Annotated in this window: 18 protein-coding genes; 8 read left to right on the top strand and 10 right to left on the bottom strand. The window is 71.5% G+C overall.

Translation table 11 applies throughout. From position 1 onward, the window contains the following. Window positions 1–314: 314 nt before the first annotated feature. Together ACIB24_RS05880 and ACIB24_RS05885 are read left to right on the top strand one after the other, a co-directional pair. Entirely contained in the window at window positions 315–1319 is a 1005-nt protein-coding gene (locus tag ACIB24_RS05880) for a histone H1-like repetitive region-containing protein (RefSeq protein ID WP_398276495.1), read from the top strand. A gap of 218 nt (window positions 1320–1537) precedes the next feature. Beyond that, a complete protein-coding gene (locus ACIB24_RS05885; protein WP_398276497.1) occupies window positions 1538–2185 on the top strand; it encodes a hypothetical protein in 648 nt (215 codons plus the stop codon). A 2-nt stretch (window positions 2186–2187) separates the two neighbouring features. Here the strand turns inward: ACIB24_RS05885 and ACIB24_RS05890 are convergent, their stop codons facing one another. Continuing rightward, window positions 2188–3015: a hypothetical protein gene (locus ACIB24_RS05890; RefSeq protein ID WP_398276499.1), complete on the bottom strand. Its 828-nt coding sequence runs from the start codon at window positions 3013–3015 to the stop codon at window positions 2188–2190. A 324-nt stretch (window positions 3016–3339) separates the two neighbouring features. Here ACIB24_RS05890 and ACIB24_RS05895 point away from each other — a divergent pair, with 324 nt between their 5' ends. Beyond that, window positions 3340–5046 carry a metallophosphoesterase gene (locus tag ACIB24_RS05895; RefSeq protein WP_398276502.1) on the top strand — a complete coding sequence of 569 codons (1707 nt, stop codon included), beginning with the start codon at window positions 3340–3342 and terminating at the stop codon, window positions 5044–5046. Window positions 5047–5069: 23 nt separating this feature from the next. Here the strand turns inward: ACIB24_RS05895 and pstB are convergent, their stop codons facing one another. The 7 genes from pstB to mshD all read right to left on the bottom strand — a co-directional run bounded on the left by pstB (window position 5070) and on the right by mshD (window position 13658). Beyond that, window positions 5070–5846 carry a phosphate ABC transporter ATP-binding protein PstB gene (pstB, locus tag ACIB24_RS05900; protein ID WP_398276505.1) on the bottom strand — a complete coding sequence of 259 codons (777 nt, stop codon included), beginning with the start codon at window positions 5844–5846 and terminating at the stop codon, window positions 5070–5072. 27 nt (window positions 5847–5873) lie between these two features. Continuing rightward, window positions 5874–6779 carry a phosphate ABC transporter permease PstA gene (gene pstA, locus ACIB24_RS05905; protein ID WP_398276508.1) on the bottom strand — a complete coding sequence of 302 codons (906 nt, stop codon included), beginning with the start codon at window positions 6777–6779 and terminating at the stop codon, window positions 5874–5876. Continuing rightward, complete coding sequence (gene pstC, locus ACIB24_RS05910) at window positions 6776–7753, bottom strand: phosphate ABC transporter permease subunit PstC (RefSeq protein WP_398276511.1); 978 nt, start codon at window positions 7751–7753, stop codon at window positions 6776–6778. The genes pstA and pstC overlap by 4 nt, the downstream gene beginning before the upstream one ends. A gap of 107 nt (window positions 7754–7860) precedes the next feature. Further along, window positions 7861–8967: a phosphate ABC transporter substrate-binding protein PstS gene (pstS, locus tag ACIB24_RS05915; RefSeq protein ID WP_398276514.1), complete on the bottom strand. Its 1107-nt coding sequence runs from the start codon at window positions 8965–8967 to the stop codon at window positions 7861–7863. Between the two features lie 192 nt (window positions 8968–9159). Further along, a complete protein-coding gene (locus tag ACIB24_RS05920) occupies window positions 9160–10164 on the bottom strand; it encodes an NUDIX hydrolase (protein WP_398276517.1) in 1005 nt (334 codons plus the stop codon). 33 nt (window positions 10165–10197) lie between these two features. After that, window positions 10198–12669: an RNA degradosome polyphosphate kinase gene (locus tag ACIB24_RS05925; protein ID WP_398276520.1), complete on the bottom strand. Its 2472-nt coding sequence runs from the start codon at window positions 12667–12669 to the stop codon at window positions 10198–10200. 86 nt (window positions 12670–12755) lie between these two features. Continuing rightward, window positions 12756–13658 (bottom strand): mycothiol synthase, encoded by a 903-nt coding sequence (gene mshD, locus ACIB24_RS05930; protein ID WP_398276523.1) that lies wholly within the window; start codon window positions 13656–13658, stop codon window positions 12756–12758. Between the two features lie 112 nt (window positions 13659–13770). Here mshD and ACIB24_RS05935 point away from each other — a divergent pair, with 112 nt between their 5' ends. Beyond that, window positions 13771–15531: a bifunctional metallophosphatase/5'-nucleotidase gene (locus ACIB24_RS05935; protein WP_398276526.1), complete on the top strand. Its 1761-nt coding sequence runs from the start codon at window positions 13771–13773 to the stop codon at window positions 15529–15531. Between the two features lie 201 nt (window positions 15532–15732). On the opposite strand, the gene ACIB24_RS05940 is transcribed toward ACIB24_RS05935, so the two are convergent. Then, window positions 15733–16458, bottom strand: a complete 726-nt coding sequence (locus ACIB24_RS05940; protein WP_398276529.1) for a winged-helix domain-containing protein — start codon at window positions 16456–16458, stop codon at window positions 15733–15735. A gap of 300 nt (window positions 16459–16758) precedes the next feature. On the opposite strand from ACIB24_RS05940, the gene ACIB24_RS05945 reads away from it, so the two are divergent. The 3 genes from ACIB24_RS05945 to ACIB24_RS05955 all read left to right on the top strand — a co-directional run bounded on the left by ACIB24_RS05945 (window position 16759) and on the right by ACIB24_RS05955 (window position 18476). Next, window positions 16759–17508, top strand: a complete 750-nt coding sequence (locus tag ACIB24_RS05945) for a hypothetical protein (RefSeq protein WP_398276531.1) — start codon at window positions 16759–16761, stop codon at window positions 17506–17508. Between the two features lie 90 nt (window positions 17509–17598). Then, on the top strand, window positions 17599–18036 hold the full coding sequence (locus ACIB24_RS05950) for a thioredoxin family protein (protein WP_398276534.1): 438 nt from the start codon (window positions 17599–17601) through the stop codon (window positions 18034–18036). Next, a complete protein-coding gene (locus tag ACIB24_RS05955) occupies window positions 18033–18476 on the top strand; it encodes a DUF4395 domain-containing protein (RefSeq protein WP_398276537.1) in 444 nt (147 codons plus the stop codon). The genes ACIB24_RS05950 and ACIB24_RS05955 overlap by 4 nt, the downstream gene beginning before the upstream one ends. Before the next feature lie 69 nt (window positions 18477–18545). On the opposite strand, the gene ACIB24_RS05960 is transcribed toward ACIB24_RS05955, so the two are convergent. Further along, window positions 18546–18908 carry a DsrE family protein gene (locus ACIB24_RS05960; RefSeq protein WP_398276540.1) on the bottom strand — a complete coding sequence of 121 codons (363 nt, stop codon included), beginning with the start codon at window positions 18906–18908 and terminating at the stop codon, window positions 18546–18548. 49 nt (window positions 18909–18957) lie between these two features. Here ACIB24_RS05960 and ACIB24_RS05965 point away from each other — a divergent pair, with 49 nt between their 5' ends. Then, window positions 18958–19479, top strand: a complete 522-nt coding sequence (locus ACIB24_RS05965; protein ID WP_398276543.1) for an FABP family protein — start codon at window positions 18958–18960, stop codon at window positions 19477–19479. Window position 19480 lies beyond the last annotated feature (1 nt).

Consider the following 19480-nt stretch of genomic DNA (forward strand, 5'->3'; position numbering starts at 1 on the left):
TCCGGCGGTTTTGCTCGGAAACCTGCACTCCGGTGGATGATTTCGAGCAATACGTAGCTCCGACATTGAGATCGCGTGCCCGGACGCGGCTGCCGTGTGGGACCTGATCAAGCGCTGACCTGCGGGTGTTGGGCGACGTGCTGCGCCGATCGGGTGAACAAAAGTTTTTGCGCTCAGGGTTAAAGCCGCCTGTCAAGGGGTCGATGTAGTGGCCGCGACCAGATGTCGCCGGCTACACGGGAACCACCTCGGTTCACGTGGCTGGATCCACGCAGACCCCGGTAAGGAACCGGAGTCACTACCCAGGAGGCACAGTGCCCTCGAACTCCAAGCCCGCCGCGAAGAAGCAGGCTTCTACGCGGTCCGCGAGGAAGGCGGCGCCCGCTGCCCGCACCGCGCGGACGGCCAAGCCGGCCACCAAGGCCACCGTGAAGAAGACGGTGCGCCCGGCCGCCAAGAAGACCACCACGACGAAGTCCACCGCGACCAAGTCGACCACCCGCAAGGCCATCCCGGCCCAGCGGACCGCCGCCAAGTCGGCTGCGAAGCCGGCCGTGAAGCGCACGGTCAAGTCGGCTGCGAAGCCGGCCGTGAAGCGCACGGTCAAGTCGGCTGCGAAGCCGGCCGTGAAGCGCACGGTCAAGTCGGCTGCGAAGCCGGCTGCGAAGCGCTCGGTCAAGTCGGCTGCGAAGCCGGCTGCGAAGCGCACCGTCGCGAAGCGGACCACGGCTGCGAAGCCCGCCGCGAAGCGCACGGTCGCCAAGCGGACCACGGCTGCGAAGCCCGCCGCGAAGCGCACGGTCGCCAAGCGGACCACGGCTGCGAAGCCCGCCGCGAAGCGTACGGTCGCCAAGCGGACCACGGCTGCGAAGCCCGCCGCGAAGCGCACGGTCGCCAAGCGGACCACGGCTGCCAAGCCCGCCGCGAAGCGCACCGCTGCCAAGAAGTCCGTCGCCACCAAGACGGTCACCAAGCGCACCGCTGCCAAGAAGCCGGTCGCCAAGAAGGCCGTCGCCAAGAAGGCCGTCGCGAAGCGCACCGTCGCCAAGCGCACGACCGCCAAGAAGACGGTGGCCAAGCGCGCCACCGCCAAGCGCACCGTCGCCGCGAAGCCGGCCGCCAAGCGGACCGTGGCCAAGCGCGCCACCGCCGCGAAGCCCGCCGCGAAGCGGACCGTGGCCAAGCGCGCCACCGCCAAGCGCACCACCGCCAAGCGCACCACCATGGTGCCGATGGCTCGCACCGCGAACGGCCGCTCCGTCAGCCGTCGCATGTCGCCGACCCCGGCTCGCCGCATGGCGATGGCCGGCAAGGCCTGACACGCCAGATCCGATCGGCCGGTCCCGGGACTCCCGGGACCGGCCGTCGGCCTTTGGGCGCGGTGCGACACCGTGCTCACGTGGCTTGCCTCGCCTCGTGGGCACGGTGTGGCACTGCGCTCACCTGGTGGTAGCTGTGTCACACCGCACCCACCGGGCTCGGCCGATCGTGCTGGTCCGCCGGGCCGTGTCGGAGCGACGTGTCAGCATGGACGGCGATGAGCAGCGACCACGCACGCAACCCGGGCCGCGCGCCCGGCGCCCGCCCCCGCCGTCCCGCCCTGTTCGGCCCGGTGGTGATGGACGCCTTCGTCGGCGCCGACGACCCGGCCCGGCGCATCGAGGCGGCCCACCTGACCGCCGCGGCGCTGGTCCGTCAGGGCCGCTCGGGCCTCGACCCCGACCTGACGAAGCGCATGCTGAAGCTGGCCGACGAGGGGCTCGACGAGATCGCCGAGCTCTGGTCCGCCCGGCCCGCGGGGTCACTGCCGGGGGCGCTGTGGCGGCTCTACGCGCTGCGGGCCGGCATCCGCCGCGACCCGGTGGGCGTCGCGCACTCCTTCGAGCGGGGGCGTGACCAGGCACCGCTGCACGACGCGATGGCCGCGGTGGCCGAACCGCCCGGTCCCGACGAGGTCCAGGAACTGGCGGACGGCGTCCTGGCCGGCGCCGTGACCGCCGACCTGGCCGACGCGCTCGAGCGGGCCGCCGCGTTCTGCCACGTCGTCGCGGCGGGTCTGATCACGCGCTCCGACGACGACCCGCTGCGCTCCGTGGAACTCGCCAAGCAGGCCTCGGCGCTGGCCCGCACCGGCACCGAGCTCGAAGAGGCCGCGAACCTCTGGCGGCGCGGCGAACTGGAGTAGGGCTACCGGGAGAGGTCGCGAGGCGTCATGACCAGGCCCTCGGTCCGGAAGAGCTCTGTCCCCCGGGCCCGGGCGTCCGGGCGGTTCTGCGCCGTCGTCACGAAGGCCTCCGGAGTCTCGCCCATCACCGCGCGCAGCGCCACCGAGCGGGCCAGCAGGCCGCTGACGAGCCGGTGTTGATCCGCGGGCCGCAGAGCCAGGCCCTCCTCGTCGGTCAGGAGGCCGTGGCGGCCGGCGTAGACGTGGACCCCGCCCAGGACCTCACCCGACTCCAACCCGGCGCCGACGGTGGTGTGGGGCGCGAACGTCCGGACGTAGTTCGGTTCCGTCCGGTCGACGGCCTCCAGCTGGTCCGCGTCCAGCAGCAGGAGGTGGAGGCGCTCGTCGGCTGCGGGTTCGAGGACCGGCGACGTCGGCAGGTAGCCCGCGGCGGAGATGTGCGCCGAGACCCCGACCCGCAGGCCCTGGACCTCGACCCGGAGGATCGGGACCGTCGTCGAACAGCCGGCGCGCGACAACTTCCGGTGCAGCTGCGCCGGCGAGGCGTTGGAACCGATCGCCAGTACCGGGTGGCGCCGAGCGGTCGGGGCGGCGCCCGCCTGTCGCAGGAAGTCGTCGAGCGGGACCGGGGTCGCAGACGCCGACTCGGGCCCGACGCGCCAGTGCCCCACCGGACGCCCCGGGCTCGCGTGCACCGCCAGCAGTCGTCGCCGGTGCAGCACGCAGGACACGATCGGTCGCACACCGGGGTACGTCAGGGGGGCGTCCGCGGGACTCGTCCACGCCAGCCGGTCGTCGGGCCCGAAGCCGCTCAGCGGTCGAACGGTCACGCGGTCTCCCGTGGGTTTCAGCCGTCCGTTTGCCCACCTTGTCACCAGCCCGTCGAGGTCGGGTACTAGCCGTTCGGCGGGAACATCCCGGCGCGGGGCCGGGTTACCATCGAACGGTGACGCCCTCCGGGGTCTCACCGGGCGTCGGACCGCGGTAGCCCCGGGTCCCATCTGAAGCCGCCTAGAGCGGCCTTTGCGCCGTGAGGCGCTCCCGGTCCGACGTCCGTCTTTCCCCCCTTTCTCGATCACGATTCGCATCCGTGTGCAGATCACGGAAGGCTTTGTCGAAGAAGCCAGGGAGAGCGTCGTCGGGAGGGAGTACCTGTGTATTCCGCCCTGAACCGCGCCTACGTGACCTTCTGGCTCTGGCTGTTCCGCCGCTGGCACGCCCTCGCGGGGGTGCTCGTCGTGGCGTTGCTGGGGGCCGTGTTCGGGGCCGCGCTCGCGCCTGCGACGACGACCGAGGTCGGCCCGCTGCAGGCGAAGATCCGGGTGGTGCCGAGTTTCGACCCCGGTGTGCGGCTGCTCCTGCCGCCCGCGGGGGAGGTGGACTTCGCGACGCACAAGGCGCCGTTCGCCGTCGAGGGCCGCATCGCGCAGGTCGACCTGGAGGGCGCCCGGTCGCTCATCGACTCGCCCGCCGGGGTGCGCGCGCTGACCGAGACCGCACCGGGTGCCCTGCGCACCGCCGTCATCAGGGCTGCCCTCACGACCGTGCTGTTCGCGTTCGCCGGGGCGCTCGTCCTCAGCCTGCTCGTGTTCCGGCTGCGCTGGCGTCGGCTGGCGCAGGTCGCGGCGACGCTGAGCGGTGTACTGGTGCTGACCGCGGGTGCGACGGCCGCGACGGCCGACCCGAACCGCCTGCAGCAACCGCAGTTCACCGGTCTGCTCAGCCAGGCGCCGTACGTCACCGGGTCGGTCACCAGCGCGTTGCAGCGCCTCGAGACCTACCGCAGCGGGCTGGCCGACATCGTGCGCTCGGTGACCGCGCTGTACGCGACGGCCGACGCGCTGCCGACGCTGTCGACGTCCGACGACGACGACGTCGTGACCGTCCTGCACGTCTCCGACATCCACCTGAACCCGCTGGCCTTCGACCTGATCGACCGCCTGGTCCAGCAGTTCAAGGTCGACGTCGTCGTCGACACCGGCGACATCACGACGTGGGGGACGACGGTCGAGTCGTCGACGCTGTCGCGCATCGGCCAGCTGTCGGTGCCCTACGTCTTCGTGCGCGGCAACCACGACTCGGCCGCCACCCAACGGTCGGTCGCCGCGCAGAAGAACGCGATCGTCCTGGACGACCGGGTGGTCGAGGTGGCCGGGTTGACCATCGCCGGCATCGGCGACCCGAACTTCACCCCGGACGGCGACGCGGCGGCCAGCCCGAGCTTCGGTCCGACCCGTGGGGGTGGGACGGCCACCGTCTCACCCTCGTCGACCGGGTCACCGTCGGCGTCCGCTCCGGTCCCGTCGACCGGTGCGGCCGGCCCGAGCGTGTCGCCCAGCCCGAGCGGGCCGCTGTACGGCGTGAACAGCACCCTGGCCACCACCATCGACGGCTGGGACGCCCGGCACCCCGACAACCCGGTCGAGATCGCCGCGGTGCACGAGCCCTTCGATCTGCAGCCCCTGCTGGGCCGGGTGCCGACGATCATGGCGGGGCACACGCACTCGCGGAACACCAGCCTGGACAAGACGGGGACCCGGGTCCTCGTCGAGGGGTCGACGGGCGGCGCCGGCCTGACCGCCCGCGGCCTGACCCGGCTGGCCGACGGCAAGCCGCTGCCCCTGGCCGCGTCGTTGGTCTACGTGGCCCGCTCCGGCGTGCAGCAGGGGCAGGTCGTGGCCACCGACGCCATCACGGTCGGCGGGTTCGGGCTGACCTCGGTCAACCTGCAGCGCACCGTCTTCCGGACCCCGACCGTGCTCAGACCGGCGGCCGAACCGGCCCCGAGCCCCACGTCGTCCCCTTCTCCCACGCCGAGCGTGGCGGCGTCCGGTGCTGCTTCCGGCCGCCGCGAGGACTGAAAGACCCTGCTGTAGAGCAGGACTCAGCCGAAACGACCGGAGATGTAGTCCTCGGTGGCCTTCTCGGTCGGGTTGCTGAAGATCTTCGTCGTGTCGTCGACCTCGACCAGCTTGCCGGGTTTGCCGGTGGCGGCCAGGTTGAAGAACGCCGTCCGGTCGCTTACCCGGGCCGCCTGCTGCATGTTGTGGGTGACGATGACGATCGTGTAGTCGGACTTCAACTCGTTGACCAGGTCCTCGATGGCCATCGTGGAGATCGGGTCGAGCGCCGAGCAGGGCTCGTCCATCAGCAGCACCTGCGGCTTCACGGCGATCGCCCGGGCGATGCAGAGCCGCTGCTGCTGCCCGCCCGACAGGCCGGCACCCGGCTTGTTCAGCCGGTCCTTGACCTCGTTCCAGAGGTTGGCGCCGCGCAGCGACTTCTCGACCGTCTCGGCCAGGACCTTCTTGTCCTTCTGGCCGTTGAGCCGCAGCCCGGCCGCGACGTTGTCGAAGATCGACATGGTCGGGAACGGGTTGGGCCGCTGAAACACCATGCCGATGGTCCGGCGCACCGCCACCGGGTCGATGTCCTTGCTGTACAGGTCACGGCCGTTCAGCTCGACGGTGCCCTCGACGCGGGCGCCGCGAATCATCTCGTGCATCCGGTTCAGCGTGCGCAGGAAGGTGGACTTGCCGCAGCCGGAGGGGCCGATGAAGGCGGTCACGGACCGCGCCTCGATCGACATCTGCACGTCCTCCACCGCGAGGAAGGACCCGTAGTAGACGTTGAGGTCCTTGACGTCGATGCGCTGTGCCATGGGAGATCCTTCGGTGGGTAGGGCGGTTCAGGAGCGGACGCGGGTGCGGCCGGCGATGAACCGGCCGAGGATGTTGAGCAGCAGGACGAGCAGGATCAGGGTGAGGGCCGCGCCCCAGGTGCGGTGGATCGCGGCGTCCGTCACCTCGGTGCGTTCTGCGTTGATCATGGTCGGCAGGGCGCCCTGGAAACCGCTGAACAGGTCGGAGTTGATGGCCTTGGAGTAGCCGACCAGGATGAGCAGCGGGGCGGTCTCGCCCATCACCCGCGCCAGGCCGAGCAGAACGCCGGTGATGATGCCGCTCAGGGCCGTGGGCAGCACGATCCGCAGGATCGTCTTCCAGGTCGGCACCCCGAGGGCGTAGGAGGCCTCGCGCAGCTCGTTGGGCACGAGTTTGAGCATCTCCTCGGTGGAGCGGACGATCACCGGGATCATCAGCAGCACCAGGGACAGCGACACGGCGAAGCCGACCCGGTCGAGGTGCAGGGTGGTCACCCAGACCGCGTAGACGAATAGCGCGGCCACGATGGACGGGACCCCGGTCAGGATGTCGACCATGAAGTTGACGGTGCGGGCCAGTCTCCCGCGGCCGTACTCGACCAGGTAGACGGCGGTCAGAACGCCGATCGGCACCGAGATGACCGCGCAGGTGAGCGCCTGCTCGAGGGTGCCGAGGATGGCGTGGTAGGCGCCGCCGCCCTCGCGCCGGATGGTCATGCCGTTCTGCGACTCCTGCCACCACTCCGGCTTCAGGATGGTCGACAGGCCGCGGTCGAGCACCGTGTAGAGGATCCAGACGAGCGGGATCATGGCGACCACGAAGCTGGCCCAGATCAGTACCGTCGCCGCGACGTTCTTGATACCCCGGATGGAGCTGGGCGCGATGGGGGCCTCGTCGGCGGTGGGGGCCGTGGGCTCCAGGGTGGTGCTCATTCGGAGAAGGCCTTTCCACGCTCGATGACGATGCGGGCGATCGCGTTGACGATGAACGTCAGGATGAAGAGCACCAGGCCGGCGGCGATGTAGGCGCCGGTCTTGGTCGGGCTGTCGAACTCGGCGGCGCTGAGCGCGATCTTCGAGGCGAAGGTCTGCCCGCCGCTGAAGAACGACCAGTTGAAGTCGGCCACCTTGCTGATGATGATCGCCACCGCGATCGTCTCGCCCAGCGCGCGGCCGAGACCCAGCATCGAGGCGGAGATCACGCCGGGCCGGCCGAAGGGCAGGACGGCGGTGCGGATCATCTCCCAGCGGGTGGCGCCCAGGGCGTAGGCGGCCTCGATGTGGAACTGCGGGGTCTGGGCGAAGACCTCGCGGCTGATCGCCGTGATGATGGGCGTGATCATGATGGCCAGCACGATGCTGGCCAGGAAGATGCCGCTGGTCACGCCCACGTCCTTGAACACGGGCAGGAAGCCCAACGTGCCGCTCAGGAAGTCCTGGACCGGGTTCACGTAGTTGCGCAGGACCTGGTAACCCCACAGGCCGTAGACGATCGAGGGGACGGCGGCCAGTAGGTCGACCAGGTAGGCGAACGGCGTCGCCAGGCGGCGGGGTGCGTACTGGGTCAGGAAGAGGGCCAGACCCACGGAGACGGGGACGGCGAAGACCAGCGCCAGCGTCGCACTGATCACGGTCACCCAGAGCAGGTCGGGGATGCCGAACGACGGGGCGGCGAGGTTGCCGAGATCCCAGACCCGGTCGGTGAGGAAGTTGGCCTTGTTCTTGGCCAGGGCGGGGGCGGCCTGGCTGATCAGGAACGCGGCCACGCCCACGATGAGGGCGATGACGATGACGCCGGAGCCGGCGGCCAGCCCGCGGAAGATGGCATCACCACGGCGGGAGGTCCCCTTCGGGGCGTCCATCGGGTCGTCGATGGCGTCCAGTTCGGAGTGCCCGGTGATCGACATGCAGTTCGTCCCTGGGTCGAGGGTGGGAGGTGGACCAGACGATAGGTGCCGATCGCCCGCCCGGACCAGGTCGGTCCGGGCGGGCGATCGCTGTTACGGGGTGATGCTCAGGAGATCGCCGCGACGGCCGCCGCGACCTTCGTCTGCAGCTCCGCCGGCAGCGGGCCGTAGCCGATGTCGGCCAGCGAGGCCTGCGTCTGAGTGGAGGAGTAGTGGGTCAGGAACGACTTGACCAGGGCGGTCTTGTCGGCCGCGAGCCCCTTCGAGCAGACGATCTCGTAGGTGACCAGGACGATCGGGTACGTGCTCGGGTCCTTGGTCGTGTAGTCCAGGGTCAGGCGCAGGTCGTTGCCGGTGCCCGAGATCTTCGCCGCCGTCGCGGCCGCACCGGCCGTGGCGCCGGTCAGCTCGACCGCGCCGCCGCCGTTGTCGACCTTGGCGAAGCTGAGCTTGTTGTTGATCGCGCTGCCCCACTCGACGTAGGTGATGCCGCCGGGCGTGGAGGAGACACCCTCGGCCACGCCGGACGACTTCTCCCGGCCCTCACCGACCTTGCCGGCCCAGACCTTCGACGGGTCGCCGCCGGTCCAGTCGGCGCCCGCGGCACCGGACAGGTACTTCTCGAAGTTCTCCGTGGTGCCCGACTCGTCGGAGCGGTAGAAGACCTTGATCGCGGTCTTCGGCAGGGTCACGCCCGAGTTCGCGGCCGCGATCTTCGGGTCGTCCCAGCTGGTGATCTTGCCCAGGAAGATCTGGGAGATCAGCGACGGGGTCAGGGTGAGCCCGGTGACGCCCTCGAGGTTGTACGAGATCGAGATCGGGCCGACCGCCATCGGCAGGTTCCAGGCCTCGTTGCCGTCGCAGCGCTGCTTGGCCGCGTCGGCCTCGACCACACCGTCGACGGCGACGGTCTTCAGGGCGGAGTCGGAACCGGCGAAGTCGACCTGGCCGGCGTTGAACTGCTTGATGCCCGCGCCGGAACCGGTCGGGTTGTAGTTCACCTTCACGTCGGGGCAGGTCGCGTTGTACGAGGCGATGGCCTCGTCGATGGCGTTGGCCTGGGCGGAGGAGCCCTCGGCGTTCAGGGTGCCCGAGGGGCAGTTGGAGCTGTCGCCACCGGCGTCGCCGGAGGTGTTGTCGGAGCCGCAGGCGCTGAGCGCGAGGACGCCGACCAGGGTCACGCTGCCGAGCGTGACGAGGCGGGGGAGCTTCACTGCCAGTCCCTTCGGGACGGCGAGAGCCCGCCGTCCGCTGTACGTCGTGGGCGCGCCGCGGAGAAGGCGCGCCAGGCAGCCCCTTTTCGGGTGCCCGGCGCAGACGCTAGGGACGTCAGATGAATCGGTTTCCCGGCCGAGGTGAACAGGGACTGAACCGACGCCTACCGTTCGCGGACCGTCAGGCGGCGCTCAGGCGTCCGTCAGGTGAACGACCGTCCGGCCCGGTCGGGCCCGCTCCACCAGGACGACCTCGCCGCCCCCCGGTCGCAGGTGCGCGACCAGCACCTCCGCCGGCTGCAGCCACGGGTCGGCCCGGGGCAGACCGGTCCTCGCCCGCCCGCTGGCCGACCAGCGCAGGGTGGTGACGACGTCCGCCAGGACCGGGCGGTGCGTGCAGACCAGGGCGTCGCCCCCGGCGTCCACCAGCCCGCTGATCAGGTGCCGCAGCGTCTCCGGGTCCTGGCGGGCGCCCTTCTCGGACAGTTCGGGCACCTGCTCCACCTGACGGCCGGCCTTGCGGGCGTACGGCCGCACGCTGGCCAGGCACCGGTTCCAGGGCGAACTCAGCACCCGTCGCGGCCACCAGCAGTCGAGCAGCGGGGCCAGGCCCGCGGCCTGAGCCCGGCCGAGGCCGGTCAGCGGCCGGGTCGCCTCGGACCCGGACCAGTCCGAGCGCTTGCGCGCCTTGGCGTGCCGGACGACGAGCAGCGCCCGGGTCTGCAGCGCCCCCACCGACGCCAGGCGCAGGAGGTGCTCGGCCGGGGCCGCCTCGGCCGGCCACTCCAGCCGGCCGATCGCCTCCTGCGGGCTGACCCAGGCGACCTCGGCGATCTCCTCGCGCCCCGCGGTCGGGCGCCGGACCCGCCGCGGCTCCAGGTGGCCGACCCAGAAGTCGACCTGCTTCAGCCGGCCGTCGCCGATCACGTACTGCAGGCTCGGCAGGGGCAGGCCGAGCCGGGGCCGGACGCCGGTCTCCTCGGCGACCTCGCGGACCGCCGCCACGGGCGCGGCCTCACCGGGTTCGAGCTTGCCCTTCGGCCACGACCAGTTGCCCCACCGGGCGCTGCGGACCATCAGGAACTGCATGCTGGCCGGCGTCGGCCGCGTCCCGGTCGGCAGGCCGGGCGCCAGCCGCCAGCAGACCGCCCCCGCCGCCCGCACCTGAGGGACCGGTAGCGAGCGGGAGACCGACACGTTCCGATTGTCGCAGAAGGGTTTACATGCGGCTCAGCGACGACGCGCGGCCGGTTTGCCCCTGCGGGTGGCGATCAGGTGGGCCTGCAGGTCACGCAGCGGGTCGCCTGCCTCGTCGAGGTGGTGACGGGTCCAGGTGCCGTCCTCGGCCAGGTGCCAGGACGCCGTCTCCGGGTCCATGGTCAGGTCGAGCAGCCGCTCGAGCTCGGCCACGTCGCGTGGGTCGCGCAGCCGCACCAGCGCCTCGACCCGGCGATCGAGGTTGCGGTGCATCATGTCGGCGCTGCCGATGTAGACCACCGGCTCGCCGCCGCCCGCGAACCAGAACACCCGCGAGTGCTCCAGGAACCGGCCGAGCACCGACCGGACCCGGATGTTCTCGCTCAGTCCGGGCACCCCCGGCCGGATCGCGCAGATGCCGCGCACCACGACGTCCACCGGAACCCCGGCCTGCGAGGCCCGGTACAGCGCGTCGATCAGGACCTCGTCGACGATCGAGTTGAGCTTCAGCTTGATCCCGGCCGGCAGACCGGCCTGGTGGTTGGCGATCTCGCCCTCGACCCGGTCGACCAGCCCCGAACGCAGCGAGCGCGGCGCCACCAGCAGCCGCCGGTAGGCGGTCTTCGGCGCGTACCCGGACAGCTGGTTGAACAGCCGGGACAGGTCCTCGCCGACCTGCGGGTCGCAGGTCAGGAGGCCGAAGTCCTCGTACACGCGCGCGGTCTTCGGGTTGTAGTTGCCGGTGCCGACGTGGCAGTAGCGGCGCAACCCGTCGACCTCCTGGCGCACCACCAGGGACAGCTTGGCGTGCGTCTTCAGCCCGACGATGCCGTACACGACGTGCACGCCCGCCTGCTCCAGCTTGCGCGCCCAGGTGATGTTGGCCTGTTCGTCGAACCGGGCCTTGATCTCGACCAGGGCCAGGACCTGCTTGCCCGCGTCGGCCGCGTCGATCAGCGCGTCGACGATGGGGGAGTCGCCCGACGTCCGGTACAGCGTCTGCTTGATGGCCAGCACGTTCGGGTCGTCCGCGGCCTGCTCGAGGAACGCCTGCACCGACGTCGAGAACGCGTCGTACGGGTGGTGCAGCAGGATGTCGCGGCGCCGGACCGACGCGAAGATGTCGCTGGGCTTGGAGCTCTCGACCTCGGCCAGGTTCCGGTGGGTGACGGGGACGAACTTGGGGAACAGCAGCTCGGGCCGGTCGAGGTCGGCCAGCACGTTCAGCCCGCGCAGGTCGAGCGGTTCGGGCAGCGCGTAGACCTCGCTCTCGCTGACCCCGAGCTCGCGGACCAGCACGGCGCGGATGTCCGGGTCGATGTCCTCGGCCACCTCGAGCCGGACCGGCGGGCCGAAACGCCTGCGCAGGAGCTCCTTCTCGAGCGCCTGCAGCAGGTTCTCCGCGTCGTCCTCCTCGACCTCGAGGTCCTCGTTGCGGGTCACCCGGAAGGTGTGCTGCTGCAGCACCTCCATGCCCGGGAAGAGCTGGTCGAGGTGCGCGGCGATGATGTCTTCCAGCGGCACGAACCGGGCGGGGAACGGCTCGCCGGGCAGGGCGTCGGCCGGTGGGTCCTCGGGGTCGACGGCCACGAACCGGGGCAGCAGCGGCGGCACCTTGACCCGGGCGAAGTGCTCCTTCTCCGTGACCGGGTTGCGCAGCTGGACGGCCAGGTTCAGGGACAGGCCGGAGATGTAGGGGAAGGGGTGCGCCGGGTCGACGGCCAGCGGCGTCAGCACGGGGAAGACCTGGGTCCGGAAGAAGGTGTGCAGCCGCTGCTGGTCCTCCTGGTCCAGCCCCTCCCAGCGGGCGATGCCGACCTTCTCGCCGGCCAGCGCCGGGGCGACCTCCTCGCGCCAGACCCGGGCGTGCTCGGCCTGCAGCTCGTGGGCGCGGGCCCGGATGCGGCCCAGCACCTCGCGCGGTTCGAGGCCGCTGGCCGCGGTGACGGCCAGGCCGGTGGCGATGCGGCGTTTCAGCCCGGCCACCCGGACCATGAAGAACTCATCCAGATTGCTGGCGAAGATCGCGAGGAACCGGGCCCGCTCCAGCAGCGGCAGGTTCGCGTCGCGGGCCAGCTCGAGCACGCGTTCGTTGAAGGCCAGCCAGGACAGCTCGCGGTCGAGGAAGCGGCGGGCGGGCAGGTCGTCGGTGCGTGGGACGGCGGTCGCCCCCGTGGGGATGACGGCGCCGGGCGCGATCGGCCCGGGCACGATCGGCGCGGGCACGATCGGCGCGGGCGGTGCGACGGGCCCGGTCGGCGCGGCCTCCACGGCGGCCCTCCCCTCGTTCTCGGCGGAACGTGACGTATCGGGACCAGTCGGACCCAGGGCTTCCAGGATAGGGATGGAGCCGGTCTGCGGCAGGACGGTCTGCGGCGTGACCGCCGGGACGCCGACCCGGCGCGGAGGCTTGCGACCGCCGCTCCCGCCCGAGGCTCCCGCACCGTCCGGGCGGTCCTCCGGGGCGCCACCCGACGCCAGGAGGCGGTCGGTCTGGCTGGTCATGTCGGTCATCGTCTCACTGCCGGGGGTCCGCCGGAATGGGCACGGTGCACGGAATGTGACCGCCGGGCGTTAATTTCGCCGCGCGCTCATGCGTTCCGTCCGTACATGACGTCGGCATGGGTCCGCGTGAACTCGAGCCGCCGATAGAGCGCCAGTGCCGGGTCGTTGTCGCCCTCGACGTAGAGCGTCACGGTGCGGATGCCCTTGTCGTACAGGCTGTGCAGTCCGGCGCGCAGGAGGGCGCCGCCCAGCCCGGTGCCCTGGGCGTCGGGGTCGACGCCCAGCACGTACACCTCGCCCGTCCCGTCCCCGGGCACCTTCGTCCAGTGGAAGCCGAGCATCCGGCCGTCACGCTCGGCGACCAGGAAGCCGGCCGGGTCGAACCAGTCCGTCGCCTTCCGGGCGTCCAGGTCGGCCTGCGTCATCCGGCCCTGCTCCGGGTGCGAGGCGAAGGCCCGCGCGTTCACCGCGAGCCAGGCGGCGTCGTCCACGCCCGGTTCGAAGGTGCGCAAGATCACCCCGGCCGGGAGGTCGGCCGGCGCCGGCGGGGCGTCCAGTTCCCGGCCGAGCTGGAGCAGTTCCCGGACGACGCCGAGCCCGGCTGCCGCGGCCAGGCCGCGGGCCCCGGGGTGGTCGCCGTGCGACCAGACCCGCAGCGGGTTCCCACCCTCGGCGGCGAGTTCCTCGAGCGCGGCGAGCATCGACGTCCCGTAGCCCTGGCGCCGGTGCTCGGGCGGGACCGCGAACTCGGCGGTGCCCGAGGGGGCGAGGTGGCCGTAGCCCGTGACCAGCCCCTGGGCGTCGCGCGTCACCAGGTGGTGCTCGCCGTCGGCGGGCTGCGCTGCGGCCCAGCGGAGGGTGACCTCCTCGCTGAACGGCTCGTAGCCGTCGGCCGCGGCCGATGCCGACTGGACGGCGCGCGCGGCCGCCCGGTTGTCGTCGTCCAGGAACTCGGGGGCCTCGACCGTCACGCCCGCCAGAGTAGCCACGTCAGATTCATGTGAATTTGCTGTGCTGAGACCTGGTTGGTCACGTTAGGGGTAACTACCTTTGCGGAATATGACAACTCGGATGATTCGGCGCGCAGCGCTCGCTGCCGCGGTGTGCGCTGCCACAGCGCTCACCCTCCCGGCGGCCCCCGCGAACGCGGGCCTGCTCACCGCGGACCTCCAGATCCTGAGCTTCAACGACTACCACGGTCACCTCGAGCCGCCGACCGGCAGCGACGGGAACCTGCTGACCAAGACCGGTACGGTCACCGCGGGCGGGTCGGAATACCTGACCACTGACCTGCGCACTCTGCGTGCGGGGCACAAGAACACGCTGACCGTGGCGGCCGGCGACCTGATCGGCGGGTCGCCGTTCCTGTCCGGGCTGTTCAAGGACGAGCCGAGCGTGGAGACCCTGAACAACCTCGGGCTGGACGTCTCGAGCGTGGGCAACCACGAGTTCGACGAGGGTGTGCCGGAACTCCTGCGCATGCAGTACGGCGGCTGCCACCCGACCGAGGGCTGCTTCGACGACGACGGTTACAGCGGTGCGAAGTACCAGTACCTGGCCGCCAACGTCGCCTACAAGGACGGCGTCAAGGTCACCAGGCCCGCACACTCGAAGGGCTACGGCAGCTGGTTCAAGGCCCGTACCGGCCGGACGATCCTGCCGCCGACCACGATCAAGAAGGTCCAGGGCATCCGCGTCGGGTTCATCGGCATGACCCTGGAGGGCACGCCGGAACTGGTCGCCCAGGCCGGGATCAAGGACGTGACGTTCGCCGACGAGGTGGCCACCGCCAACCTGGCCGCGAAGGACCTGAGGGCACGGGGCGTGCAGGCGATCGTCGTCCTGCTTCACGAGGGCGGCCTGCCGCCGGCCGGCGCGACGTTCGACTACGCCTGCAACGCAGGCACGTCCGCCGATCTCTCCGGGCCGATCGTGAACATCGCGAAGACCCTCGACCCGAGCATCGACCTCGTCGTCACCGGTCACACGCATCAGCCGTACACGTGCGACATCCCCGACCCGAAGGGCCAGTCGCGCTGGGTCACGTCGGCGGCGTCGTACGGGCGGGTCATCACCGAGACGAACCTGAAGCTGAACCGGGTGACCGGTGACGTCGTGCGCAGCTCCGTGCGGACGGCCAACCACGCCGTCACCCGCGACGTCACGCCCGCAGCCGATCAGACGGCGACCATCGCCAAGTGGAAGGCGCTGTCCGGGCCGATCGCCAACCGGGTGGTCGGGTCGATCACCGCGGACATCCGCCGCAGCATCACCCGGGACGGGGAGTCGAGCCTCGGCGACCTGATCGCCGACGCGCAGCTGGAGGCGACCGCGGCGGCCGGCGCCGGGGGTGCGCAGATGGCGTTCATGAATCCCGGCGGCGTGCGCGCTGACCTGACCTACGCCGGGTCACCCGACGGCGAGGGCGACGGCAAGGTCACCTACGGCGAGGCGTTCACCGTGCAGCCGTTCGGCAATCTGCTGGTCTCGATGAACCTCACGGGCGCTCAGATCAAGACGATGCTCGAGCAGCAGTGGACCACGCAGACCGACGAGTCGGTGCGGTTCCTGCACCTGGGGGTCTCGGACGGGCTCACCTACTCGTGGTCGCGCGCGGCACCGGTGGGCTCGAAGGTGGTGCCCGGCTCGGTGCAGCTGAACGGTGTGCCGATCGCCGACGCCACGACGTACCGGGTCACGGTGAACTCGTTCCTGGCCGACGGCGGTGACGGGTTCACGGTGCTGAAGGACGGCACCGACCGGGTCGGTGGTGGCGTCGACCTGGACGCCTTCACGGCCTACTTGGGTGCACACTCGCCGGTGACCGGTCCCAGTCCGACTCGGGTGACAGCGCTGCCCTGACGCCCGGTTGCCGGGTGACACCGCTGCCGACTGGCCCTCGCTCCGTTCGCAGGGTGCCCACCCCGGTGGGCGCGGTGTCACACAGTGCTCACCTGGCGGGCGCGGTGTCACACCGTGCCCATGAGCAGCGGGACTCGGCGCATGGAAAGGGGCCCGGTGCGTGTGCACCGGGCCCCTTTCCTGCGGGGTTCTTCGGGAGACTCAGGCCTCGACGGCTGCCGGAGCGTCCTCGATGGCGACACGGTCGCGGCCCGGCGGGACGAACCGGTAGCCGACGTTGCGGACCGTGCCGATCAGCGAGTCGTGTTCCGTGCCGAGCTTGGCGCGCAGGCGCCGGACGTGCACGTCGACGGTGCGGGTGCCGCCGAAGTAGTCGTAGCCCCAGACCTCCTGGAGCAGCTGGGCGCGGGTGAAGACCCGGCCCGGGTGCTGCGCGAGGAACTTCAGCAGCTCGAACTCCTTGTAGGTCAGGTCCAGCGCGCGGCCACGGACCCGGGCGCTGTAGGTGACCTCGTCGACCACCAGGTCGCCGGCGCGGATCTCGGGGGTCTCCTCGGCCTGCTGCGCCTCGGCGAGGCGGGTGCGGCCGGCGGCGAGCCGGAGCCGGGCCTCGACCTCGGCCGGACCGGCGGAGTCGAGCAGGACGTCGTCGGCACCCCAGTCAGCGACAACCGCTGCCATTCCGCCCTCGGTGAGGACCAACAGCAGCGGCGAGGAGAGGCCGGTCGTGCGGAGGAGGCGACACAGGGAGCGGGCGCCGGCCAGGTCGCGGCGGCCGTCGACGATCACGGCGTCCGCGGGCGGCGCGTCCACCAGGACGGCGGCCTCGGCGGGGAGCACACGGATGGAGTGGGGCAGCAGGCCGAGCGCGGGCAGGACCTCTGCTGAGGGGGCCAGAGCGTTCGTGAGCAGTAAGAGTTGAGCCATCTGCAAGACCTCCGCGGCCGGGCCGACTGTGGTTTCCCCCCACGTTGCCGCACCGTTGCGGGGTGTTTCAGCAGACAGAATAAGTGACATCGGGTTGTCGTCACAGGGGCCTGACAACGTTTCCTAGGTACCCCGGGTCACAGCGCCTGTCCGGAAAGTGGAGATTTGCAGGTAATAACAACGATTGACCGACGTTACGCAATCATGTCGTCGGTGTGACGTGCATCTCGTGGTGACATCGAACCCCGGTGACCCGTGCGACGCGTGGGTCTGCGACCGGCGTCTGTCAGGATTCGCCCCGTGACCGCCATCTCCTCGGCCGTGGTCTCGGCCGTCTGCGCAGTGGTCATCGCCGTCGCCGCCTTCGTCGAGGGGCCGGTGATCGTGGTCGCCGGGGCCGTGTGCGTACTGGCCATCGCGCTCGGCTGGGGCGACGTGCTGCACCTGCCGGCCCGGGCCGGGACGACGTTCCTCGTCGCCGCGGTCGGGGTCGGCGGCCTGATCATCGCCTACCAGCAGGCGCCGATGGCCCGGCCCCTCTCCCTGTTCCCGGCGCTGCTGGCCGTGGCCGTGCTGAGCGCGTTCGCGCACGAACTGCTGCGCCGCGACGGGCGGACCGACCTCGTCGAATCCGTGACCGGGACGTTGTCGGGGCAGGTCATCGCCGTCCAGGCCGCGGGCTGGCTCCTGCTCCTGCAGACCGGTCCCGGGCGGCGCGCGGTGCTGGTGGCGGCCGTGGCCGTGGTCGCGGCCCGGGTCGTGGGCTCGCTGCCGCTGCCCGTCGAACCGGTGGTCACCGCCTGGGCCGGCATCGGATCGGGCACCGCGGCGGCCCTGTTGACCTCGGCGTTCACGCAGAGCGGCATCCCGCCGCTGACCGCGATGGCGCTGGGGGCCGGGGTGGCCGGAGCCGGGCTCGCGCTCGACCGGCTGCTCGTCGACCCGCACGGTGACCCGCCCCGGCTGACCGGCGTCCTGGCCTGGGGTGCCGCACCGGTGGCCACCGCGGGCACGATCGCCTACGCGATCGTCCGCATCGCCCTCTCGTGATCATGCACGAACCCGAAGGTGGACACCCGCGGGTTAGTGGATCAATCTGGTAAGGAATGCGGGCCGGGTGTGCCTGCGTTGGAGGGTATCGTGGACGACGTACGCGTGCGGTTGGCGGCGCTGGTGGCCCTGCTGGCGGTCGCCTCGCTGGCCTGGTTGTGGCTGCGTTCGCGGGCCGGCCGGGTGCAGGCGGTCGACGACGGCGAACGACTGGCCGCCGCCGACCTCGGCGCCGACCTGGGGGCGCAGGCCACGTTCCTGCAGCTGTCCAGCCCCGCCTGCGCGCCGTGCCGCTCCGTGGCCCGGGTGCTGACCGAGGTCGTGGCCGAGCATCCGGACGTCGCGCATGTCGAGGTGGACGCGACCGAACGCCTCGACCTGGCCCGCCGGCTGCACGTGATGCGCACCCCCACCGTCCTCGTCCTGGACGCCGGGGGCCGCGTGGTCAGCCGGTTCTCCGGCGAGGCCACCCGCGCCCAGGTGCTCGACACGCTGCCCAGCCCCACCCCGACGGGAGCCACCCGATGACCTCGACCACCCCCGCCACCGCGGCCGGCATCGACCCCCGCGGGCCGCGGTTCGCCGCCGCCGTGACCACCGTCGTCCTGGCCGTGGCCCTCGTCCTCGACAACGTCTGGGTGCTGCTGTTCCAGGCCGTCGTGTTCGCGATCGCCTCCGGTCTCGGCCTGGGCGCCTCCCCGTACGGCTGGCTCTACCGGACCTTCGTGCGCCCGCGCCTCGGCCCACCCGCCGAGCTGGAGGACCCGGCGCCGCCGCGGTTCGCCCAGACCGTCGGGTTGGTCGTGACGGCGATCGGCGTCGTCTTGTCGCTGGCCGGGGTCACGTGGGCGGTCACGGCGTTCGGAGCGCTGGCGATCGTCGCCGCGTTCCTCAACGCGGCGTTTGGCCTGTGCATCGGGTGCGAGATGTACCTGGCGATCGCCCGCCTGCGCTCGCGCCCCGCGTGACGATCGTTTACGAGGTGATCTCGGCTGGAAATGGCACCTGAGATCGCCTCGTAAACGATCGAGCCCCGGTCAGTAGACAAGCGCCTGCGTACCGTCCTGCATCACGGCCTCGACGAAACCCGCTGCGCCGCCGATGGTCACGCCGGCCAGCAGGCCGTCGGCCGTGAGGTTGCGGCGGGCCGCGCACTGGGTGCAGACCGTCACGGTGCCGCCGTCCAGGATCACCTCGAGCAGCTCCGGCAGCGGCGTCGCGTACTCCAACGACAGCTCGGCCGCCCGCCCGGGCACCGCGAACCACGCGGCCTCCCCGGTCAGCCACACGGCCACCTCGACCCCGGCCGCGACCGCCGCGGCGGCCACCGTGAACGCCTGGTTGCTGCGCTCCGGCGCCTCGACGCCGGCCGTCACCTTCACCACGAGCTTGTCGGCCACGCGTACGACCCTAGGTCGTGCGCAGGGGGAGCGGCCTAGACTTCTGCGGGTGCCGATCGAACTGAGTACCGACCTGCCCCAGCCCCTGGTCCCGCTGGCGTGGCTGATCGGCAGATGGGAGGGCGCCGGCGTGGTCGGCTACCCGACCATCGAGGAGGCGAACTTCGGCCAGGAGGTCGAGTTCAGCCACGACGGCCGCCCGTTCCTCAGCTACACGTCCCGCACCTGGCTGCTCGACGCCGAGGGTGCGAAGGTCCGGCCCCTGGCCACCGAGACCGGTTTCTGGCGCGTGCCCGGACAGCCCGGCGCGGCCGAGGGCGGCGGCACCGAGGTCGAGTTCCTGCTCGCCCACCCGACGGGGTTCGTCGAGATCTACGTGGGCACGGTGAACGGCCCCCGGATCGACCTGATCACCGACCTCGTCGCCCGCACCGCCACGGCGAAGGAGTACACATCGGCCAAGCGGATGTACGGGCTCGTCGAGTCCGACCTCCTGTGGGTGCTCGACATGGCCGCGATGGGCCAGCCGCTGCAGTCGCACGCCTCCGCCCGGTTGAAGCGCACGTCCTGAC

Source organism: Spongisporangium articulatum (genome assembly GCF_044465595.1).
Taxonomy (GTDB): domain Bacteria; phylum Actinomycetota; class Actinomycetes; order Actinomycetales; family Kineosporiaceae; genus Spongisporangium; species Spongisporangium articulatum.

Excerpts from the sequence above, each read along its gene's own strand:
- pstB (WP_398276505.1), bottom strand. The coding sequence starts at position 5,846 with ATGGCACAGCGCATCGACGTCAAGGACCTCAACGTCTACTACGGGTCC.
- ACIB24_RS05955 (WP_398276537.1), top strand. The coding sequence starts at position 18,033 with ATGACCTCGACCACCCCCGCCACCGCGGCCGGCATCGACCCCCGCGGG.
- ACIB24_RS05940 (WP_398276529.1), bottom strand. The coding sequence starts at position 16,458 with ATGGCTCAACTCTTACTGCTCACGAACGCTCTGGCCCCCTCAGCAGAG.
- ACIB24_RS05885 (WP_398276497.1), top strand. The coding sequence starts at position 1,538 with ATGAGCAGCGACCACGCACGCAACCCGGGCCGCGCGCCCGGCGCCCGC.
- pstC (WP_398276511.1), bottom strand. The coding sequence starts at position 7,753 with ATGTCGATCACCGGGCACTCCGAACTGGACGCCATCGACGACCCGATG.
- pstA (WP_398276508.1), bottom strand. The coding sequence starts at position 6,779 with ATGAGCACCACCCTGGAGCCCACGGCCCCCACCGCCGACGAGGCCCCC.
- ACIB24_RS05925 (WP_398276520.1), bottom strand. The coding sequence starts at position 12,669 with ATGACCAGCCAGACCGACCGCCTCCTGGCGTCGGGTGGCGCCCCGGAG.